This is a genomic window from Marinobacterium marinum, assembly GCF_013868415.1.
Classification (GTDB): domain Bacteria; phylum Pseudomonadota; class Gammaproteobacteria; order Pseudomonadales; family Balneatricaceae; genus Marinobacterium; species Marinobacterium marinum.
Map to the genome: position 1 here is coordinate 236,654 of NZ_JACEMT010000041.1, position 16,735 is coordinate 253,388.

The window sequence follows — 16,735 nt, forward strand, 5'->3', positions numbered from 1 at the left end:
AATAGCAGCACCGAGCAAGACGCCCCTACAGTGCACGCAGCTGATTGAAACGGCTATCGGCGCGTGCCATCAACTCAGCAGGGCGACCCTGCTCGATCACGGCCCCACTGTCCAGTATCACGACCCGATCAAAAGACTCCGCCATCTGCAAATGGTGGCTGATCATCAGCAGGGTACGCGTGCGACAACTCGCCAGCATCGACTTAACGACCGCCGCTTCGGTCACGGCATCCAGACCTTCCGTCGGCTCATCCAGCACCAGTGTCGGCGCCGGTTTCAACAAAGCCCGCGCCAGTCCAAGACGCTTGCGCTGTCCGCCGGACAGTCGCCCGCCTGATTCACCGACCCGGTACGCCAAGGGATCATCCCCCAACGCCTCCAGCAACAACACCTGCCCAAGCACCGCCAGCAACTGTTCATCAGTTGCCAGAGGGTCGGCCAAACGCAGGTTATCGGCAACACTGCCGGAGAACAGCTGAACCGGCTGCGACAGGACACTGATCTGCGCCCGCAGTGTCGGCTCATCATAAGCGCCGACCGGTCGCCCCGAGAGGCTGACAGCCCCCGCATCAGGATCATGGAAACGCGCCAACAGATTGATCAAACTGCTCTTGCCGCTACCGGTATGCCCCAGGATCAAGACATGCTCACCTGGCGATACCTGCATCGAAAAGCTCTCCAGCGCCCAGGGAGCATCCTGCACATAGCGAAAGCAGACATCGTCGAAGGCCAACTGCCCTGGCACTGCAGGCAACTCGCCCACAGCCGGAAAGCCGGTTACAGGCTGCTGCTCGACAACATCCATCAATCGACCGGCCGCTGCTGCCGTTTTGCTCCAATACTGAAAAGCCAGTGGCAACGGGGCCACAGCTTCGAACACGGCCAGCACACAGAACACCAACATGGCCAACTGGGGCGGCGCTATCACTTCCTCATGTACCAGACCAATACCCAGCACCAGAGCCGCTATACCCGCCATGCCGCCAATCAACGTCATCATGGCACTGGTGAGCCCGCTTATCAGCGCCATCCGCAGCTGTGTTCTATACAGCTCCGCCTCCGCCTTTTGCGCCTGCTCAACAGCCTGCCCTACACCGCCATAGATTTGCAGATCTGCCTGCCCCTGTACCAGAGCCAACAACTGCACACGCAATCGACTGATCCGTACAACCTGCGACCGCCCGGTCGAGCGCCCGGCCAGCTGAGCCCCCCAAGGCAGAAAAACGCCGGCCAGCAGTAGCGCAAGCGCAGTCATAATCGCAATCTCGGCGCTGTAAAAAGACAAAAACAGCACGACCAGACCACCGACCACCAACGCCCCAAGCGTCGGGACCAGTACACGCAAATACAGATTATCCAGGGCATCGATATCGGCCACCAAGCGATTCAACAGGTCGGCAGAACGGTACCCCTGCAAGCGCGCCGGCCCTAATGCCTCCACATGCCGGTAAAACCAGGCACGCAACCGAGCCAGAATTCGAAAGGTCGCCTCATGCGTCGTCACCCGCTCGAAATAGCGTCCGACCGTGCGGAATATGGCAAAGCCCCGCACTCCAGCTCCCGGCGTAAAGTAGTTGAACTGTTTGATACCCAGCGCCGTCAGACCCGCCAGCGCCGAGGCCGAAATAAACCAGCCCGACAATGTCAGCAGACCGATTGCCGACAACAGGGTCACCAGACTGAGCAGGACCCCCAGCGCCACCCAGCCGCGATGCATATTCAACATGCGAATAAATGGCCACAGCGCCTTCATGACGTTACCTCTTCAATACGTTGCAACTGCCCCTGTGCCAACTGCCAGATCTCATCCGCCTCCAGCATGGAGCTTTTGCGATGTGTCAGCATCAACACCAGGCGACCGGAACAGAGGGTCCGCAGCGATGCCAACACCTGACGCTCGCTCTCCCTGTCCAGAGACGCGGTCGGCTCATCCAACAACAGCACCGGCGCATCCTTGAGGAAGGCTCGCGCCAGCGCCAGCCTCTGAATCTGGCCGCCAGAAAGGCCAACACCCTGCTCACCCACTCGAGAATCCAGCCCGTCCGGCAAACGCTGAACAAACTCCAGCGCATTGGCCTGCTCCAGCGCTCTGTACAAACGGTGCTCATCTGCATCCGGATTCGCCAACAGCAGGTTGTCACGCAGTGTCCCGGGAAACATGGAAGTATGCTGACTGACCCAGGCTACCTGTTGCAACCAGGCGTCCGAGCCCAGTGTTTCCAGCGGAGTATCATTGATCAATATCTGTCCCGCATCCAGCCGACGGAACCCCAGCAGAGCCTGCAACAGACTGGATTTTCCGGCACCACTGGGGCCGATCAACGCCAGAATACGCCCCGGCTTTAAATGCAGATTGACATGTGTGAACACCGGTTCAGGCTGCCCCGGGTATTGCATCTGCGCATCCTGAATCACCACATCCCGCACGCGCCCAATAGTCTCACTGCCTGCCGGTTCAACCGCGCCCGAAGGCTGATCCAACAGCGCCTGCAAACGCTCAGCGGCGGCAACAGCCTCCTGCTTGGCGTGGTAATGCGTACCCAATTCACGCAACGGGAGATAAAATTCGGGGGCCAGCAGCAGGATAAACAACCCCTGATATAAATTGACCGGTGCATCCCAGTAACCGAAATTCAGATGCCCGAGAAAGCTGAAACCCAGATAAACGGCAACCACGGCGATCGAAATGGACGCAAAGAACTCCAGTACCGCCGAAGACAGAAAAGCGAGCCGCAAGACCTGCATCGTGCGCAGGCGAAACTCCTCGGCCCCCTGCTCGATCAGCTCACCCTGCGCCCGGCTGCGATCAAACAGCTTCAAGGTTACGATCCCCTGCACCACATCCAGAAAATGCGCACTCAGCCCTGACAGAGCTGCAAAGTTGCGACGATTCGCTTCCGCCGCACGTGTCCCCACCAGCGCCATGAACAGCGGCACCAATGGCGCCGTCAGCAGAAAGATCAAACCCGCAGCCCAGTTTACCGGGAAGACAAAAGCCAAGATAACCAAAGGCAGGATCGCGGCCAGCGCCATCTGCGGCAGGTAACGCGCAAAGAAACCGTCCAGCGCTTCGACTTGCTCCAGCAACTCACTGCCCAGCTCACCGCTGCGCTGCTCTCCGGCATAGGCAGGCCCCAGTCGCGTCAGGTGCTGAAGCAGCAAAGTGCGCAGGCGCCGACGCACACGCACGGAGCTCTGCTGCCCGGCCCACTCCCGAAGAACTCCCAACAGGGCCCTGATCAATAACGCAGCCAACAGACCGCCCAACAGGGGCCAGGCGATATCCGTACGCGTCGCGTCAAACAGCGTTCCGTGTATCAGTGTAGCCAACAAGTGCGCCTGCACAATCAGCATTAATCCGATACCGACACCGGCCAGCACACTGACCCAGGTCCAGACTTTTTCCGAACGCGCCAACTGCTTGAGCCAGCGCGTTTGCGCACTAGTTGTTTCGGATGACATCTATCGCCTCTTGCGGCTCAAACGCCACCTCCGGCTCTGGAGCCTCTCCTCCGCCAAAGCGCAGCGTTTGGGTTGGAAGGGCAAACTCCGCGCCATGCCGGAAGATGATCGCGGCAATTTTCAGCATCACGTCTTCCTTGATCGCGTGGTACTTCACCCACTGTGTTGTTTTGGTAAAGGTGTACACCATGAAGTCGAGGGACGAGGGCCCAAAACGGTTCAGATGTACAATGAGCGTTTGTCGGGTATCAATATCGGCGTGCGCCTGCAGCATCGCCCTCACATCGTCGATAATACCCTTGACCTTGGCCGCATCATCGTAACGCACTCCGATGTGCTCATATATGCGGCGATTGCGCATGCGCGAAGGGTTTTCCACCGCCACGTTTGCAAAGGTCGCGTTAGGCACATACAGAGGACGCTGATCAAAGGTTCGAATACGGGTGAGTCGCCAGCCAATCGCCTCCACCGTGCCTTCGATGGATTTGTCCGGTACGCGAATCCACTCTCCGACGCTGAAAGGTCGGTCCATGTAGACCATCAAGCCGCCAAAAAAATTGGCCAACAGGTCCTTGGCCGCAAAACCAACGGCAATACCGCCGATCCCGCCAAACGCCAGAATACCGGAAATGCTGACACCCGCAGACTGCAACAGGGTCAAGCCGGCCACGACAACCACCACCAGACGGGTCAGCTTGGCCAGGACATCCACCGTCGTTCTATCGACGCGTTTGCGCCCCTTGGCCTGGGTCGTGAAATACTGCTCTCCCATGCCGATAAAGCGCAGCAGTCCCCAGGCTACAATCAAAATCGCGCCAAAGCGCCGCACATCGGATCCCAACCGGGTACTGATCGACAGACCGTTACGGCTGAAGATATCCAACAACAGCGACAGACCAACCACCCAGATCAGCAGACGCAGCGGTGGACGGATCGCTCTCAGGAACATTTCGTCCCACACCGGCCCCCGCTGGCTCATGTGAGTAATCATGCGCTCGGTCAGCCAGTTGAAGCCGACTGTCAATAACCAGGCCATAATCAGGATCACCCCGGCCGCAATCTGCCAGACGTAATCACTCAGCTCAGGCCAGCGCCCTGCAACAGACGCCAACACGGGGTCGAGCAACTGCTCCACCATCAAGCCTCCTTAATCAGCTCCGCCGCCAGGGCACGACTCTGCTGCAGTCGCTCGGCATCCGGCTCCCGTGCCGGGCGCGCCCGCATCCTTGCCACGCGATGAGAAGCCGGCACCGCCTTAGCCTGTAAATGCTGCAGCACCTCTTCAGCACCTTCCCGGTGGTTACATACCAGTACCATGTCGCAACCGGCCTCCAGAGCGCGATCACAGCGCTCGGCATAACCGCCGGCAAAGCGGGCACCTTCCATGCTCAAGTCATCGCTGAAAATGACACCATCGAAACGCAACCGCTGGCGCAATATCTGTTGCAGCCAGAAGCTTGAAAAACCGGCCGGTGCCGAGCAGACCTTCCGATACACGACATGCGCTGGCATCAGACCATCCAGACCACGGCGAATCAATGTGTCAAATGGTCGCAGGTCCTGCTCCTCAATGGCATCAAAGTCTCGCTCGTCAACCGGCAGTTCCAGGTGTGAATCCGCTTCGACCCAGCCATGCCCCGGGAAATGCTTGCCCGTTGCAGCCATGCCGGCTTCGTGCATCCCGGCCATAAGACCTCCGGCCAACTCGATCACCCCTTCCGGGCTCTGGCCAAAGGCACGGTCGCCAATAACACTGCTGCGACCCCAGTCCAAATCCAGCACCGGGGCGAAGCTGATATCGATATCATAGGCCCGCAGCTCGGTTGCCAGCAGCCAACCGATTTCATGCGCCTCTGCAATGGCACGGGACGGATTATCCTGCCAACGCCGCCCCAGCACCGACATCGGCGGCAGACGCGTAAAACCTTCTCTGAATCGCTGCACCCGACCACCTTCCTGGTCAACTGCAACCAACAGATCCGGCCGCTGATGGCGGATAGATGCCATCAATTCATGCAGCTGTTCCGGGCTTTCATAGTTGCGACTGAACAAGATCAGCCCCCCTATCTCCGGAGACTGCAGAAGGACCGCTTCTTCAGGAGTGAGCGCCAGCCCCTCCACGTCCAGCATCAATACACCTGTGGTCATATGACATCACTCTTCAATCAGAACGGACATTCCCGGCTGCACCCGCTCAAAAAGTTCGACAAGATCCGCATTGCGCATCCGGACACAGCCATGGGAACGAGGAACCCCCATCGGCTCGCTGTCAGGGGTTCCATGAATATAGATATAGCGGCGCTGCGTATCGACATCGCCACCGCGGTTGAAGCCTTTTTCACGACCACACAGCCAGAGAATCCGGCTCAGAATCCAGTCACGCTCAGGGTACCGCGCAGCCAATTCGGGACTGTAGACCTCTCCCGTCCAGCGACGCGCAATAAAAACGGCACCCTCAGGCCGATTGCCACCAATACAGGCACGGATATAATGCTGCCCGCGCGGCGTACAGCCCGACCCATTGGCCTCCCCGGCCCCCGCCAGCGCAGTAGAAACCGTATAACAAGCTGTGACAGCATCGCCATCCATCAGTTTCAACGCCTGTTGCGACAACGAGACTCTGAGCTGACACTCCGACATCAGTGCTCATGCCCCTTGGCCTGTATCCCGGCACAAATGACCGGCAGCATACGCGCCAGAATCACTTCGACTTCGACATCCTTCTGGTCGGTGGACTGGTCAAGTTCAACCAGCGCATGCATATTGGACAGGGTAAAAATGACCGACCCAATCAGGAAGTGCAGCCGCCAGAAAAATTCGCTTTCGCTCAGGCCCGTCGTATTCTCGCGCAGGTAATGCAGGAATACGGCTATTCGCTTGCCATACTGGTCGCGCAAGAACTGTTGCAGATCCTGTTGCGAAGGACGGTAGGCATGATCCAGCAGACGCATCAGCACAGCCAGTGCGTAATCATTACGATGATGGACACGCACCAGCGCCACCGCCAGCACCTTCATCAACTCCATCAGTTCGGGGCCGGAACCGTCTTCCTGTCGACCCAGACCCTCCTCTATGGCTTCACACAGGGGGGTCAGAGACTGTTCGGCAACCGAGTGGATAAGGCCCTTCTTCGAACCGAAATGATAGTTGACTGCCGCCAGGTTCACGTCCGCCAGAGTGGTGATCTGACGCATCGTGGTTTCCTTGAAACCCTGCTCCGCAAACAGCTTCTCAGCCGCCTGAATGATGCGACTTGAGGTGTCGGTTCCCGGACACATAGATGTGTTATCCACGGACATATTGCTGACCTCTCCCCACTTAGGCCTGGATGTTCCAACCATACTCACCCCCTGCGGACTAACGCGACAACATGCGACTGTTCATGACCCGTTGCCACCAGCGCAACAACAGATTATCGGACGTATTCACCGCCAGCTGCCCCAACCGCTCCTGCAGGCCGACCTTGACTTCATAGTGCAGTTCAAACACATCATGTTCACTACACAGCTCAAAAAGATAATCATCGCTGGTCGAAATGGCATCGATCAACTGCTCATCCAACGCTCGACGTCCAAACCAGACCTCACCGGTCGCAACCTTCTCCACGTTCAGCCGGGGACGGTATTCGGCCACAAAGGTCTTGAACAGGTCGTGAGTATCTTCCAGTTCCTCAATGAATTTCTCGCGTCCCTTATCGGTATTTTCACCGAAAACGGTCAGCGTACGCTTGTACTCACCTGCCGTCAGCACTTCATAATCCACGTCATGCTTCTGCAGCAGGCGGTGAAAATTGGGTAACTGCGCCACCACCCCGATCGAACCCACCAGCGCAAAAGGTGCCGCCACCAAATGGTCCGCGATGCAGGCCATCATGTAGCCACCACTGGCCGCGACCCGATCCACACAGATGGTCAGACGTATCCCCTTATTCTTGATGCGTTCAAGCTGGGAGCTGGCCAGACCATAGGCATGCACCAAACCGCCCGGACTCTCCAAGCGCACCACCACCTCATCATCCTTGTCGGCAATGGTCAGGACTGCGGTAACCTCTTCACGCAGCGCTTCCACGCCGGACGCATGAATATCACCATCAAAGTTGAGTACGAATACGCGCTTGCGCGGCTTTTCAGGCTCTTTACCCTGCTTAAGCGTTTTTTTCAGCGCCTTGGCATCCGCCTTTTCCTGCTTGCGACGCGATTTTTCGTGCTGTTTTGCCAACACTTCATCAACAACGGCGGCCTCAATATCAGTTTTCATATCCTCGAGGTGATCATTCAGGCTTTTTACCTCAATATGTCCCTCGCGATGTTCTCGGCGGCGTTCCAATAAGGCGCCTATTCCTCCAACCAACAACAGGATACCGGCAATCAGGGTAATCACTTTGGCCAGAAAAAGGCCATATTCCGCAACAAAAGCTGTCACTCTATCTCTCCGCTCAGGCACTGGATATTCGCTTCAGAGTCTGGGCTACTGTACCATAAACCTGATACAGATCATGCCCATATGCACTTCAGGACAACAGCCGTTATGACTTCACCCCTGACCCTCGAACGCATCGTCACCAAATTGCCGGAAAAATTTAATCCCGACCAGGCCAAAGAGCTGAACGCCACCTTCCAGTTTCAGCTGTCGGATGCCGACCCATTCTTCATCAGCATCCACGAAAACTGCTGCCAGAGCCAGTTCGGACAACACGAAGACCCCGACCTGGTATTGCGCCTGGATGAGGCAACCCTGATCAGAATCATCATGGGGGAGCAGGATGGAATGAGCGCTTATCTGAAAGGTCAGTTGCGCGCCGAAGGCAATGTCATGCTGGCAACGCGCCTGGGCAAGCTATTCAGCCGCTGACGCCCGCCCGAGTCGCAAAAAAACGGTCTATCAACTGGCGCGAAATACTGAACGGAGGCGGCAGGTCCGGCAGGTTATCCTGATCAAACCAGCCAGCTTCCTGTATTTCATACCCATCCGGAATCAAATCTCCGCCGGCATAATCAGCAAAGAAGCCCAGCATCAGCTGATGCGGAAATGGCCAGGACTGACTGGCGAAAAACTCCAGGTTTTTGACCTCGATTCCCACTTCTTCGCGAATTTCCCGCCTGACAGCCGCCTCGGCCCGCTCTCCCGCTTCGATAAAACCGGCCAGCGTACTGAAACGTCCTGGCGGAAAACGTCCTGACCGAGCCAGCAGGCACTGATTGCCGCGTCGTACCAACACAATGATACACGGAGACACACGGGGGTATTGCACCAGTTCGCACGCAGAACAAACCCGTGCCAGATCCTGCTTGTGCGCTTCCAGAGTCGCGCCACAGCGACCGCAAAAGCGATGCTGATCGAACCAGGTCGCCAATTGGGCCGCCCGTGCCAGGCGGGCATATTCATTTTCGTCGGCCGCCTGCGCCAAGGCACGGCGCAGACTGACATCAGCACTCATGCCCTCCGGACATCGGCGCAGCACATGTAAACCGTAGCCGTCATCCACCTTCAGACTGCATTCGATTGCGGCCATCGGCACCGTGATTTCGGAGCGTGCGAATTCAAGTTGCTCCCCCTGCCACAGCAACTGTCCGCCATGACAGAAGTAAAAACGTCCTGCATGCACAGGCTGCTCCATCACATCGGCTCCTTCAGTTGACGCCAAACGGCTCCATCACTTTTTTTGTCCAGAAGATCAAGAAACGCATCATGCTGAGCCAATTCATCGGCCGACGCACGCTGCACCCGCAACCCCATCCCTGCCGTATCAACACGACGCACGGGCTCATCTCCCCCGTCACCATCCTGGCCCGACTGTCCCAATTGCAGCGCTGTCTGTCCACCGGTCAGTGCCAGGTAAACATCTGCCAGAATTTCGGAGTCCAGCAAGGCGCCGTGCAACTCTCGGTGCGAGTTATCGATTCCGTAACGACGACACAAAGCATCCAGACTGTTGCGCTGTCCCGGATACTTTTTGCGTGCCAGCGCCAGAGTATCGGTGACGGTACAAATCTGCGCCATCCGTTCACTGAAACCGTTGCGTGCCAGCTCCGTATCCAGAAAGCCGATATCGAATGCAGCGTTATGGATAATCAGCTCGGCGCCCCGCACAAAGTCAATGAACTCACGCCCCAACTCCACGAAGCGCGGCTTGTCGAGCAGAAACTCATTGGTAATCCCGTGTACTTCGATCGCTTCGGCCTCGACCTCACGATCCGGTTTGAGATACTGGTGCCAAGTGTTGCCGGTCAGCTTCCGGCGCACCATTTCAACGCAGCCGATCTCGATAATATTGTGCCCGGCTTCCGGGTCGATGCCGGTGGTTTCCGTATCAAGAATAATCTGGCGCGCGCTCATGACTTACCGTACTCCTCTACGCCCCGGTTGGCTAACTGGTCAGCCCGCTCGTTCTCCGGATGACCGCTGTGTCCCTTGACCCAGCGCCAGTCGATATCATGACGTGCAACCTGCACATCCAGTGCTTGCCACAAGTCCTGGTTTTTCACAGGCTGTTTGGCCGCCGTTTTCCAGCCGTTCCGCTTCCAGCCCGCCATCCAGCTCATGATGCCCTGACGCAAGTACTGAGAGTCGGTCGTCAGGATCACCCTGCAGGAACGCTTCAAACTGGCCAGCGCGGAAATCGCCGCTTGCAGCTCCATGCGATTATTGGTTGTTTCCGGCTCGCCGCCGTACAATTCTTTCTCCTGCTCGCCATAACGCAGCAGCGCTCCCCAGCCACCGGGTCCCGGATTCCCCTTGCAGGCACCATCGGTAAATATTTCTACTGCTTTCAAATCGTTTTTCCCCTGGCGCTGGGCTTCGGTTCAGCAACCGGAATGCCCATTAAACGTTGCTGTTTTTTCTCAGGCCGCAAAAGCGTCATGCCAGCGACATCCTTGCGCGCCAACACCATCAACACTGCACCGCTGTTAAGCGGCAGACGCCGACTGCAAGCCTCAAACGGACGCAGGCGCCGCCGCCAGCGTTCACTGACAATCGGCAGATGATAGCAGGCACTGCGTGTTTCCAACTCGGTCATTTCCAACAATCCAAGCCAGTCATGCAAGCGCCCCTGACTGATGAAATGCCCGCCCTGCACCGGTGGCACACGCCGCCCGAACAGTCGCCACAATCCCCAATAGCTGGATGGGTTGAAGCTGAAGCTCAGCAAGTGCCCTCCGGGCCGCAACACCCGTGCAGCCTCGCGTAATACCTGATGAGGATTATCCGCATAATCCAGTATGTGGTGCAGAATCACCACATCCATTTCGTTGGTGACAACCGGCAGTTCGGATGGCCGAGCAATCAGGGTACGCGTATCCACGCCCAGCTCCATCTGCGGAATCAGCATGTATTTTCGCGAAACCGGACTGGCCGAGAAAAGCGGCTGACGGTGATCCCATCCGGCCTGCAGCAGATGATAGCCAAACAAGCGCGGCAGCACTTCTTCGGCAAACGCCTGTTCCTGTTGCAGCAACTCCTGGCCCAACGGGCTGTCGAACCAGTGGTGAAGCAAAGGCACCAGCCGGGAATATGGCAGTTGCTCCGTAAATTTCATGCAAAGCCACCATGCGGTCCTGAGTGTAAATTCACTTCAGTATACAGTACCCTCAACAGGCCCTGAATCAAGAATTGTCCTGCTCATTGCAGCCCTTTACAGGAAAACGCCATGTTTACCGTCACCCCCATTCCTGCTTTTAACGATAACTATATCTGGGCTCTGACCTCCTCTGCCGAACCGGATGCCGCCGTCGTCGTAGACCCAGGTGATGCAGCACCGGTTCTGCAATGGCTGGCACAGGAGCAAAAAACGCTGACAGCGATCCTGATCACCCATCATCACCATGATCACACCGGCGGCGTTGCGGCCTTGCGGGAACAACAAGAGCTTAAGGTGTACGGCCCGGCCAATTCGCCTTTTGACGGCATCACTCATCCCTTGCAAAACGGTGACACCCTCGAACTGCTGGGCGAAACCCTGCTGATACATGAAGTGCCCGCCCACACACGGGATCACATCAGCTATCTGCAGCCTGGAGCAACGCCCCAGCTGTTCTGCGGCGACACTCTGTTCCTGGCCGGTTGCGGCCGCCTGTTCGAAGGTACCGCCCGGCAGATGCTGGATGCCATGACCTACTTTGCATCGCTCGACGATAAGACCGAAGTGTTCTGTACCCACGAATACTCGCTTGCCAACCTGATCTTTGCCGCGCAGGTTGAGCCCGCAAACACTGCCATCCGACAGGTCGAGCAACACTGTCAGGCATTGCGACAGGCACACCGGCCTACCTTGCCATCAACCATCGGACAAGAAAAAAATATCAACCCGTTCATGCGTACAGGCAACGCCGATGTGATTCTGGCCGCCGAACAATTCTGCGGTAATCCATTGCCTTCAGAGGTCGAAGTTCTGGCTGCGTTGCGCGAGTGGAAAAACCGGTTCTGATTGACCCTCCCGCTCGGGGTCCATAGAATCACGTTCTTTAAGGTTATTTCAGGACTGAAATTCAATGCGACTTGTGCCCGCCGCAGTGATGGCTGTGACATTGGGAATGTTACTGGCCGGCTGTCAAACCCGTTCCGTCAAACCAGAATCTGCCGCGCCCGCCAAGCCTCTGCCTCAGACCGAAAGCATCACTCGGGCCGACAGCGAAAAGCCCGCAACCGATGCTGACCTCTGGACCCTGACCCGCCAGCACATGCAACTGCCCCTGGACCTTGAGCACCCTCGCATCCAGACACAAATAAACTGGTACCACCGTCACCCTTCCTCCTTGCAGCGGGTAACCGAGCGTGCCCAGCCCTATTATCACTACATTCTCAATGAAGTGCTGAAACGGGACATGCCGGCCGAAATCGCATTATTGCCAGTCGTCGAAAGCTCCTACGACCCCTTCGCCTATTCACATGGCCGCGCCGCCGGCCCCTGGCAGTTTATCCCAGGCACCGCTCGCCATTTTGGACTCAAATCCAGCTGGTGGTATGACGGGCGACGCGACATTCTGGCATCAACCGAGGCCGCGCTGACATATTTGCAGCAGCTGAACAAGCGCTTCGACGGCGACTGGCTATTGGCGCTGGCAGCCTATAATTCCGGCGGCGGCACTGTCAGCCGCGCCATGCGCCGCAACCGCGAAAAGGGCGAGCCTACCGATTACTGGTCCCTCGACCTGCCCCGCGAGACTCAGGCCTATGTGCCCAAATTGCTGGCAGTCGCCAAGCTGGTCCGTGATGCCGACACCCTCGGCATGACCCTCACCCCCATCGACAATACGCCACATTTCGAGGTTGTAGAAACCGGCGGTCAGATCGATCTGGCACAGGTTGCCAGCATGGCCGAGATGGAGCTCAAGGCCCTGTATCAGCTCAACCCTGGCTTCAACCGCTGGGCAACCGACCCGGAAGGGCCGCACCAACTGCTGATCCCCGTCGGAAAGGCCGAGCAACTGCGTAACCAGCTGGCTCAACTACCGCCGCAGCAACGCGTCAGCTGGCACCAGTATCAGGTCCAGTCCGGTGATACACTGAGCACTATTGCCCAACGCTTCAATAGCTCCGTTGCCGTTCTTCGTCAGGGCAACAACCTGAAAGGCAACCGGATTCGTGCCGGTCAAAACCTGGTCGTCCCGAAACCGGCTCTGGATGCAACCGACTACGCACTCAGCAAAACCCAGCGCAAACATGCCCGCATGCAGCACCTCGAACAAAGCAATAGCCGCAAGCAGTATCATCAGGTCAACCCGGGCGACAGCTTCTGGGGCATCGCGCGCCACTACGGTATTGGCGTACGCGAATTGGCCCGCTGGAACCAAATGGCTCCCGGCGACACTTTGAAGCCCGGTCAGCGCCTGCTGGTGCTGAACGCCAGCAACAACCAAGCAACCCCCACCCTGCCGGTCATGCCAACACGAGACATGACCCGTAAAGTCGGCTACCGTATCCGCAAGGGAGATTCACTGTATCGCATTGCCAGCCGGTTTGGCGTTAGCGTCTCAGACATTCTCAGCTGGAACAAGATCAGTGCCGATACTTTGCTCCAGCCTGGCCAACCCCTGACGCTATACGTCAATATTGCAGACGCGAGCTAGGCCATGGACGCCCTGAGTATTTTCATTATTATTGTGTCTGTTGTACTGGCAATCGTGTTCAAATGGGTGCTGTTTCGCAAGATTCAGCGCTGGATGGACCAGGATCTGATCAAGCAACTGGCCGATGGTGATCCGGTACGCATGTCGGCGCTACACCAGCAGGATCAGCAACTGAAACAACAGGGCATCAAACGACCAAAGCGGCATGAACGCCTGCAAGAATATGCCCGCAACAGCGAACCCAAAGCGGATTAAACTGTCACAGGCTATTGAATTCATTATAAGAATCACGCATGACCTTGGGAGAATACTGTGTCCGACTCAGTCAATATCCACCGCTGCCTCCTTGCGGTTAGTGCTTTCCTTATCCTTACTCTATTCCCCCTGCCCGGCCTGACTGCCGAGTCCGTGCACGGCATTGCCATGCACGGCGAACTCAAGTACCCGGCAGACTTCCAGCATTTCGACTATGTAAACCCACAAGCCCCCAAGGGTGGGCGCCTGCGCGAATCCGCCATCGGTACTTTCGACAGCCTGAACCCCTTCATCATCAAGGGTACCGTCGCCGAGGGCAGTGGGCTGATCTACGACACCCTGCTCAGCCGGGCACTCGACGAACCCTTCTCGCTGTACGGATTACTGGCCGAGCAGTTGCGCGTTGCCGAGGACCGCAGCTGGATCGAGTTCGATCTGCGCCCTGAGGCCCGCTTCAGCGATGGCCAGCCGGTAACCGCCCAAGACGTCGTGTTCACGTTCAACCTTCTGATGGAAAAGGGTAGTCCCTTCTTCAAAAGCTACTATGCCGACATACGTGATATTAGCGCTCCGTCCCGGCATACCGTTCGCTTTTCCTTCAGCGGCGGCCTGAACCAGGAGTTGCCACTGATTGTTGGTGAGGTGCCGATCTTACCCGCCCATTACTGGCAAGAGCGCGACTTCTCGATCCCGTCACTGGAAGTTCCCGTTGGTTCGGGCCCCTACCGTATTGGCCGAATTGATCCGGGACGCACCATTGTTTACGAGCGACGCGAGGACTACTGGGGAACGAACCTGCCCGTAAACCGTGGCCGCTTCAACTTCGACCAGCGCCAGTATGACTACTACCGGGACAGTACGGTTGCGCTGGAGGCCTTCAAGGCCGGCGAATATGATTTCCGCCAGGAAAACGCGTCCAAGATATGGGCGACCGGCTATACCGGAGCCCCGTTCAACGACGGCCGTATCCGGAAGGAAGAGATCGAACACCGCAACCCCCAGGGGGTGCAAGGATTCGTCATGAACAGCCGTCGCCCCGAATTCAGCGACCCTCGTGTACGTGAGGCCCTGACCTACGCCTTCGACTTTGAATGGACCAACCACAACCTGTTCTACGACGCTTATACCCGCAGCAACAGCTATTTTTCCAACTCGGATATGGCGGCGAGCGCTCTGCCGACCTCCGCAGAACTCGAGTTGCTGGAACCGGTACGCGACCAGGTCCCGCCCGAAGTTTTCACCAATGTCTACAAAGCCCCCAGTACGGATGGCAGCGGACGCAATCGCACCCAGATGCGTACCGCCCTCAAGCTGCTGCAGGAGGCCGGCTGGGAGCTGAAAGGCGGCAAGCTGGTCAACGCTGACGGCAAGCCTTTTCACTTCGAAATCATGCTGATCCAAAAAGAGTTCGAGCGCGTCGTCTCGCCCTTTGTGCGCAACCTGGAACGTCTGGGCATTAGCGCCGACATACGCATGGTCGATGTATCTCAGTACATCAACCGCCTGCGTCAGTTTGATTTTGACATGGTCGTGTATCGCTTTGCCCAGTCCAGCTCCCCCGGCAACGAGCAACGCGATTACTGGCATTCGGATTCCGCCATGAAACCGGGCAGCCGCAACCTGATCGGCGTACGGGATCCGGCCATCGACTTCCTGGTCGATCAGCTGATTGCCGCACCTGATCGGGAACAGCTGATCCTGCGAACCCGTGCTCTGGACCGGGTTTTGCAGTGGAATCACTTTGTCATTCCACACTACCACATCAGTACCTGGCGCATTGCCTACTGGAACAAATTTGCCCACCCGGCGAACAGCCCGACCTATAGCCTGGGCCTGGATACCTGGTGGACCAAGCCCTGATGACCGCCTATATTGTCCGCCGGTTGCTGCTGATTATTCCGACCCTGCTCGGTATTCTGGTGTTGAATTTCGCGCTGGTACAGTTTGCACCCGGCGGGCCGGTGGAACAAACATTGGCACAGCTACAAGGATTGGGCGGTAGCGCAGGCAACCGCATGGGCAGCGGGGCTCAATCCGACATCTCGGCCGGCAGCAACACATCATCGGGCTACCATGGAGCCCAGGGTCTGGACCCGGCTCTGGTCAGCGAAATCGAGCAACTGTATGGCTTCGACAAGCCTCCTCTTGAACGCTTTTACCAGATGATGATCAACTACCTGCAGTTCGACTTCGGCAAAAGCTTTTACAGTGACAAGCGCGTGACCGATCTGATTCTGGAAAAAATGCCCGTTTCAGTTTCTCTGGGGCTCTGGACCACCCTGCTGACGTATCTGATCTCCGTTCCCCTCGGGATCCGCAAGGCCGTTCGAGATGGATCTCCCTTCGATGTCTGGACCAGCAGTGCCATCGCACTGGGCTATGCCATCCCCAATTTCCTGTTCGCCATCCTGTTGATCGTCCTCTTTGCCGGCGGGACCTATCTGGAATGGTTCCCACTGCGTGGGCTCACTTCGCAAAACTTCCACGAGCTGACCTGGTGGCAACAGATCGGAGACTATTTCTGGCACATTACCCTGCCTGTCCTCGCATCCGTCATTGCCAGCTTTGCCACTCTGACCATGCTGACCAAAAATTCCTTTCTGGACGAAATCAACAAACAGTATGTCCTGACGGCAAGATCCAAGGGGCTCAGCCAGCATGCCGTACTCTACCGCCACGTATTCCGCAACGCCATGCTACTGATCATTGCCGGCATGCCCGCGGCACTGATCGGTATATTCTTTACCGGTTCGATGCTGATTGAGGTTATTTTCTCTCTGGACGGGCTGGGATTACTGGGCTACGAAGCAGTCATCAACCGTGACTATCCCGTCATTTTCGGCACCTTATATATCTTTACCCTGGTTGGGCTGCTGATGAAACTGATCAGCGACATCACCTACATGCTGGTGGACCCTCGCATTGATTTTTCCAGCCGGGAGGTTTGAGGC

The 16,735-nt window shown here is 57.3% G+C and carries 17 protein-coding genes; 6 read left to right on the top strand and 11 right to left on the bottom strand.

Annotation, left to right across the window (positions count from 1 at the left end; genetic code table 11):
• Positions 1–25: 25 nt before the first annotated feature.
• The 7 genes from cydC to sohB form a co-directional block, all read right to left on the bottom strand.
• The gene (gene cydC, locus H1S06_RS06300) at positions 26–1,753 is read right to left on the bottom strand and encodes a heme ABC transporter ATP-binding protein/permease CydC (RefSeq protein WP_181738334.1); all 1,728 of its coding nucleotides are present in this window, start codon (positions 1,751–1,753) and stop codon (positions 26–28) included.
• Positions 1,750–3,462, bottom strand: a complete 1,713-nt coding sequence (gene cydD, locus H1S06_RS06305) for a thiol reductant ABC exporter subunit CydD (protein WP_181738336.1) — start codon at positions 3,460–3,462, stop codon at positions 1,750–1,752. Before cydD ends, cydC begins: the two co-directional genes overlap by 4 nt.
• On the bottom strand, positions 3,443–4,600 hold the full coding sequence (locus tag H1S06_RS06310; protein WP_181738338.1) for a mechanosensitive ion channel family protein: 1,158 nt from the start codon (positions 4,598–4,600) through the stop codon (positions 3,443–3,445). The genes cydD and H1S06_RS06310 overlap by 20 nt, the downstream gene beginning before the upstream one ends.
• Positions 4,600–5,610 (bottom strand): beta-N-acetylhexosaminidase, encoded by a 1,011-nt coding sequence (gene nagZ, locus H1S06_RS06315; RefSeq protein ID WP_255482920.1) that lies wholly within the window; start codon positions 5,608–5,610, stop codon positions 4,600–4,602. The genes H1S06_RS06310 and nagZ overlap by 1 nt, the downstream gene beginning before the upstream one ends.
• 6 nt (positions 5,611–5,616) lie before the next feature.
• On the bottom strand, positions 5,617–6,102 hold the full coding sequence (locus tag H1S06_RS06320; RefSeq protein WP_181738340.1) for a L,D-transpeptidase: 486 nt from the start codon (positions 6,100–6,102) through the stop codon (positions 5,617–5,619).
• Entirely contained in the window at positions 6,102–6,755 is a 654-nt protein-coding gene (locus H1S06_RS06325; RefSeq protein WP_328515319.1) for a TetR/AcrR family transcriptional regulator, read from the bottom strand. Before H1S06_RS06325 ends, H1S06_RS06320 begins: the two co-directional genes overlap by 1 nt.
• 64 nt (positions 6,756–6,819) lie before the next feature.
• On the bottom strand, positions 6,820–7,884 hold the full coding sequence (sohB, locus tag H1S06_RS06330) for a protease SohB (RefSeq protein WP_181738344.1): 1,065 nt from the start codon (positions 7,882–7,884) through the stop codon (positions 6,820–6,822).
• Between the two features lie 105 nt (positions 7,885–7,989).
• On the opposite strand from sohB, the gene H1S06_RS06335 reads away from it, so the two are divergent.
• The gene (locus H1S06_RS06335; RefSeq protein WP_181738345.1) at positions 7,990–8,313 is read left to right on the top strand and encodes an SCP2 sterol-binding domain-containing protein; all 324 of its coding nucleotides are present in this window, start codon (positions 7,990–7,992) and stop codon (positions 8,311–8,313) included.
• On the opposite strand, the gene nudC is transcribed toward H1S06_RS06335, so the two are convergent.
• Genes nudC through H1S06_RS06355 form a run of 4 tightly spaced genes read right to left on the bottom strand, consistent with a single transcriptional unit; the run spans position 8,303 to position 10,999 of the window.
• Positions 8,303–9,079: an NAD(+) diphosphatase gene (gene nudC / locus H1S06_RS06340; protein ID WP_181738564.1), complete on the bottom strand. Its 777-nt coding sequence runs from the start codon at positions 9,077–9,079 to the stop codon at positions 8,303–8,305. The two genes, H1S06_RS06335 and nudC, sit on opposite strands and share 11 nt — an antisense overlap.
• A complete protein-coding gene (gene dnaQ, locus H1S06_RS06345) occupies positions 9,079–9,798 on the bottom strand; it encodes a DNA polymerase III subunit epsilon (RefSeq protein WP_181738347.1) in 720 nt (239 codons plus the stop codon). The genes nudC and dnaQ overlap by 1 nt, the downstream gene beginning before the upstream one ends.
• Positions 9,795–10,235 carry a ribonuclease HI gene (rnhA, locus tag H1S06_RS06350; protein ID WP_181738349.1) on the bottom strand — a complete coding sequence of 147 codons (441 nt, stop codon included), beginning with the start codon at positions 10,233–10,235 and terminating at the stop codon, positions 9,795–9,797. Before rnhA ends, dnaQ begins: the two co-directional genes overlap by 4 nt.
• A complete protein-coding gene (locus H1S06_RS06355) occupies positions 10,232–10,999 on the bottom strand; it encodes a class I SAM-dependent methyltransferase (RefSeq protein ID WP_181738351.1) in 768 nt (255 codons plus the stop codon). The genes rnhA and H1S06_RS06355 overlap by 4 nt, the downstream gene beginning before the upstream one ends.
• Before the next feature lie 111 nt (positions 11,000–11,110).
• Here H1S06_RS06355 and gloB point away from each other — a divergent pair, with 111 nt between their 5' ends.
• From gloB to H1S06_RS06380, 5 genes are all read left to right on the top strand, one after another.
• On the top strand, positions 11,111–11,887 hold the full coding sequence (gene gloB, locus H1S06_RS06360; RefSeq protein WP_181738353.1) for a hydroxyacylglutathione hydrolase: 777 nt from the start codon (positions 11,111–11,113) through the stop codon (positions 11,885–11,887).
• A 64-nt stretch (positions 11,888–11,951) separates the two neighbouring features.
• Positions 11,952–13,529 carry a lytic transglycosylase gene (locus H1S06_RS06365; RefSeq protein ID WP_181738355.1) on the top strand — a complete coding sequence of 526 codons (1,578 nt, stop codon included), beginning with the start codon at positions 11,952–11,954 and terminating at the stop codon, positions 13,527–13,529.
• Positions 13,530–13,532: 3 nt separating this feature from the next.
• Entirely contained in the window at positions 13,533–13,784 is a 252-nt protein-coding gene (locus H1S06_RS06370) for a hypothetical protein (RefSeq protein ID WP_181738357.1), read from the top strand.
• A gap of 57 nt (positions 13,785–13,841) precedes the next feature.
• Positions 13,842–15,644 carry an extracellular solute-binding protein gene (locus H1S06_RS06375; protein WP_328515320.1) on the top strand — a complete coding sequence of 601 codons (1,803 nt, stop codon included), beginning with the start codon at positions 13,842–13,844 and terminating at the stop codon, positions 15,642–15,644.
• Positions 15,644–16,732, top strand: a complete 1,089-nt coding sequence (locus tag H1S06_RS06380; protein WP_181738568.1) for a microcin C ABC transporter permease YejB — start codon at positions 15,644–15,646, stop codon at positions 16,730–16,732. The genes H1S06_RS06375 and H1S06_RS06380 overlap by 1 nt, the downstream gene beginning before the upstream one ends.
• Positions 16,733–16,735: the final 3 nt, after the last annotated feature.

What these genes read in the sequence shown, in the direction of transcription:
- dnaQ (WP_181738347.1), bottom strand. Translation starts at nt 9,798, where the DNA reads ATGAGCGCGCGCCAGATTATTCTTGATACGGAAACCACCGGCATCGAC.
- nudC (WP_181738564.1), bottom strand. Translation starts at nt 9,079, where the DNA reads ATGGAGCAGCCTGTGCATGCAGGACGTTTTTACTTCTGTCATGGCGGA.
- cydC (WP_181738334.1), bottom strand. Translation starts at nt 1,753, where the DNA reads ATGAAGGCGCTGTGGCCATTTATTCGCATGTTGAATATGCATCGCGGC.
- H1S06_RS06320 (WP_181738340.1), bottom strand. Translation starts at nt 6,102, where the DNA reads ATGTCGGAGTGTCAGCTCAGAGTCTCGTTGTCGCAACAGGCGTTGAAA.
- H1S06_RS06380 (WP_181738568.1), top strand. Translation starts at nt 15,644, where the DNA reads ATGACCGCCTATATTGTCCGCCGGTTGCTGCTGATTATTCCGACCCTG.
- H1S06_RS06310 (WP_181738338.1), bottom strand. Translation starts at nt 4,600, where the DNA reads ATGGTGGAGCAGTTGCTCGACCCCGTGTTGGCGTCTGTTGCAGGGCGC.
- cydD (WP_181738336.1), bottom strand. Translation starts at nt 3,462, where the DNA reads ATGTCATCCGAAACAACTAGTGCGCAAACGCGCTGGCTCAAGCAGTTG.
- H1S06_RS06370 (WP_181738357.1), top strand. Translation starts at nt 13,533, where the DNA reads ATGGACGCCCTGAGTATTTTCATTATTATTGTGTCTGTTGTACTGGCA.
- H1S06_RS06355 (WP_181738351.1), bottom strand. Translation starts at nt 10,999, where the DNA reads ATGAAATTTACGGAGCAACTGCCATATTCCCGGCTGGTGCCTTTGCTT.
- nagZ (WP_255482920.1), bottom strand. Translation starts at nt 5,610, where the DNA reads ATGACCACAGGTGTATTGATGCTGGACGTGGAGGGGCTGGCGCTCACT.
- H1S06_RS06335 (WP_181738345.1), top strand. Translation starts at nt 7,990, where the DNA reads ATGACTTCACCCCTGACCCTCGAACGCATCGTCACCAAATTGCCGGAA.
- gloB (WP_181738353.1), top strand. Translation starts at nt 11,111, where the DNA reads ATGTTTACCGTCACCCCCATTCCTGCTTTTAACGATAACTATATCTGG.
- H1S06_RS06365 (WP_181738355.1), top strand. Translation starts at nt 11,952, where the DNA reads ATGCGACTTGTGCCCGCCGCAGTGATGGCTGTGACATTGGGAATGTTA.